At 70.5% G+C, this 3,122-nt stretch carries 3 protein-coding genes; all 3 read left to right on the top strand.

What is annotated here, in order from left to right:
* Nucleotides 1–246: transposase (locus tag ACJ73U_RS08440; protein WP_407776965.1), on the top strand; the 246-nt coding region annotated here is incomplete at its 5' end.
* Nucleotides 247–776: 530 nt separating this feature from the next.
* Complete coding sequence (locus tag ACJ73U_RS08435; protein ID WP_407776979.1) at nt 777–1,409, top strand: hypothetical protein; 633 nt, start codon at nt 777–779, stop codon at nt 1,407–1,409.
* A gap of 194 nt (nt 1,410–1,603) precedes the next feature.
* Nucleotides 1,604–3,122 (top strand): S8 family peptidase (locus ACJ73U_RS08430; protein ID WP_407776978.1); only part of this gene is annotated, 1,519 nt, incomplete at its 3' end.

Below are 3,122 nucleotides of genomic sequence, written 5' to 3'. Positions count from 1 at the left end.
TACGATCACGACAAGTACCGCAAGAAGGTGCGTGCCAAAGGCATCCGCCCACGGATTGCCCGCCGTGGTCAGCCCCACGGTTCCGGTCTGGGCAAGGTCAGGTGGGTGGTTGAGCGCACCGTGGCCTGGTACCACGGCATGAAACGCCTACGTATCCGTTGGGAACGCCGCGACGACATCCATGAGGCATTCCTCGGCCTGGCCACCTGCATCATCACCTGGCGACACGTCGCACGACTTTGTTAGGAACTCTAAAGCGCTCCCCGTTGGACGAAAACCACCGGCCAGCAACCCCACACGACCGGCCACTGATGCCAGCTGGCCTGCGGACACCCCCGCCCCCGCAGGCCAGCACCCCCGCACGATCGGAACCGACACCGCGAACACGGCGATCCCGTCTACCTACACCGCCGCCGGATCGTCACACATCCCGGTTCCACCGAGAAATCCCACTCAGCTCCCGCCCCAGACGCCCCACGGCTGGCACCCCGGCCGAATTCTCCGTGGCCCGCGGGAAAACTCTCCCCCGGTAGAGCCGCCCCATCCGATGGCCGGCGACCGCGCTCCCCCGTCGCGCCGCCCGGCGGAAACCCCCGAACTCCGCAGGAAAACCCTAATCCACGCCGGATTCCTTCCCTTGCGGAAACGCAATCGCCGAAATGTGTCACGTAGCGAACACGTACGGCTGGTTATGCTTCGCTCCCGGGGGCCGCGGCAACAACACAATGCCGTTAGGAGCACCAATGTTGTCTACCTGTTCGAAAATCACCGCCGTCGTGAGCGTATTTCTCGTCGGGCTGTTCGGTGGGGCGGTGGCGACCGCGGACACGGTCGTCTTCAGCGAGAACTTTCAGGCCACGCCGACCGGAACGCTCGGGGCGCCGTGGGCGGTCAGCCAGGCGGGCGCCAGCACGGCGGTCGTCAGGGACACCGTCGATCACACCAGGGTGCTGGACCTGCGGGGCAGTGCCGCGAACGGCGACTTCCTGATCGCGTCCCGGTCGTTCTCGTCGGCCGCGACGGAGGTCAAGGAGACCTTCGCCGTCAATCCGAGTGTGGGCTCGGCGTTCGTCACCGCGCTCAACGGGGCCGGGGCGTCGCTCGGTGCCCGGCGCATCCGGCTGCAGCAGGACCCTGGCTCGACCACCCTCGTGGCGCAGACCTCGCCGTCGGGCAACACCAACTGCGGCACGCTGCCGCCCGGCGTCTGGTCCACGGTGATCCTGCACGTCCACGCGGCCGCGCTGCCGCACACGTTCGACGTGCTGGTCAACGGCGCGGCGACGGCCTGCACCGGGATCTCCACCGGGCTCTCCGCACCGTTCACCGGGCTCAACGTGATGGACGCGGCCAACGACGGCTTCGGCGGCTCCGTCCTGTTCGACGACTTCCTCGTCGTCTCCCCATAACGTCGTCTCCCCGTAACGTCGTCTCCCCATAACCCGACCCCCTGCCTCGACCGCCACACGGAGGCGGTCGGGGCAGGACATCGCCTCACGGTCCAGTAGCCAGGTCGGCTGCGCCAAAGGGCGGACCTGCGGCACCGGTGTATTCGTGCGCACCAACTCCCCCTCCTCCCTGGTATCGGACTCCGGAGGCGGGCATGTCGTACCAGGCTGATTATCGATCACCGATCGTGGGCGACCTCGACCTGCCGCCGGGCACCTCCGCGACGACCGAGCTCGGCCGACCCGATCCCGATGCCCGGGTGGCCATGCTCGTCGAGCTCAACGTGCTGTTCCCCGGCGGTCTCGGCGCCATGCGGGAGGCGTTCTACCGGCTGTGGGGCGACTTCGTGCGGCGCGCCGGGATCCCGGACGACGGGGTCTCCGAAAGCACCACGCAGCCGCCGGTCCCGGCCGGGCTCTCCCTGATCGCACCCAAGCTCTACCAGTGCGTGCTCACCCGCCGGCAGTTGCGCGCACTGGTGGAGGACGACCGGCGCGTCTCGCCCCACACCATCTTCCGCGTCTGGCCCGACTACCCGCTCACCCCGCAGATCGACCGCTCCGCGCCGACCGTCAAGGCCGACGCCGCCTGGCGGTCCTACGCCGCACGCGGTCACGGCATCGTGTGGGCGGTCGTCGACAGCGGCATCGACGCGAACCACCCGCACTTCGCCGGGCTGGAGCTGGCCACCCACGAGGCCGACTCCCGGACGAGCGGCCTGCACCGCGACTTCAGCCACCTCGTGCAGCCGGAGGTGCCGCTGCGCGATGGTGAGTACCCCGCCCCCGACGGCGAGCCGCTGCGCGACCGGAGCGGGCACGGCACGCACGTGGCCGGCGTCATCGCCGGCCACGCACCGGAGAAGCCGCTGGTCGCCTACGCCAAGGAGCCGGGCGACGAGGGTTTCGCGCTCCGCGAGCGGACCGGCGCCCTGTCCGGGATGGCGCCGGAGTGCGAGCTGGTGAGCCTGAAGGTCATGCGCCGGAGCGAGCAGGGCACGTGGATCACCTCCTCGGCCGCCGTCATCCGGGCGCTGACGTACCTGCGCACCGAGGTCAACGTCGACCCGGCCGTGCCGAGGGTGCACGGCGTCAACCTGAGTCTCGGCTGCGAGTGGCACCCCGAGCAGTACGCGGCCGGCCAGTCGCCGCTGTGCCAGGCGCTGAACCAGCTCGTCTCGTCCGGCGTGGTCGCGGTCGTGTCCGCCGGGAACTACGGCGCCCGCGGCACGACCGGCGACTCCGCCAACACCTCGGTGGTCCTCGGGTCGATCACCGAGCCGGCGCACGCCGAGGAGTGCATCGCCGTCGGCTCGACGCACCGCGAGGCGCCGCACGCGTTCGGGGTCACCTGGACCTCGGGCAAGGGCCCGACGCTCGACGGCCGGATGAAGCCGGACGTCGTGGCGCCCGGCGAGTGGATCTCCTCGGCCGCGGCCGGGGAAGTGTCCACCCGGGCCGGGTTCGACGGCCAGGAGGGGGCGCCGACCTACGCCGAACAGTCCGGCACGTCCATGTCGGCGCCGCACGTCTCCGGCGTCGTCGCGGCGTTCCTGTCCGCGCGGCCGGAGTTCATCGGCCGGCCGCGGCAGGTGAAGCGGCTGCTCATGGACACCGCGACCGACCTCGGCCGGGAGCGGTACGCGCAGGGCGCCGGCCTGGTCGACCTCATGC

It is taken from the genome of Actinophytocola sp., assembly GCF_045807065.1.
Lineage (GTDB): Bacteria > Actinomycetota > Actinomycetes > Mycobacteriales > Pseudonocardiaceae > Actinophytocola.
This window is presented reverse-complemented; position numbering and strand designations above follow the sequence as displayed.